The sequence below is a fragment of the Micrococcus sp. GbtcB5 genome, assembly GCF_019091605.1.
Taxonomy (GTDB): Bacteria; Actinomycetota; Actinomycetes; order Actinomycetales; family Micrococcaceae; genus Micrococcus; species Micrococcus luteus.
Window position 1 is genome coordinate 1 of the sequence record NZ_JAGXJK010000137.1, and the last position, 304, is coordinate 304.

Here is a 304-nt window from a genome sequence, read left to right on the forward strand (position 1 = left end):
GGGCACCGCCAGCAGCGAGTCCTCCCGCGCCGCCCTCCTGGCGGTCACCGAGGTGGAGCCCCCCGTCGAAGTCACCTCGCAGGACCTCGACGACCAGCTGGCGGAGGTGCTCACCCGCCTGCGCCTGCCCGGCACCCTCCTGGAGCGGGTGGCCGGTGTGCGCAGCCGACGGAACTGGGACGAGACCGTGGACTTCCAGGAGGCCGCCGCGCGCGCCGGCGTCGCGGCCCTGGTGCAGGCTGGCGTCCCGCGGGTGTGGGTGGGCCTGGTCGTGTACACGTCGGTGTCCCGGGCCACGCTCCAG

1 pseudogene is annotated in these 304 nt (G+C 75.7%); it reads left to right on the plus strand.

What is annotated here, in order from left to right:
- A pseudogene (locus KVS67_RS11780) lies at positions 1-304 on the plus strand (3-oxoacyl-ACP synthase III); the annotation flags it as partial.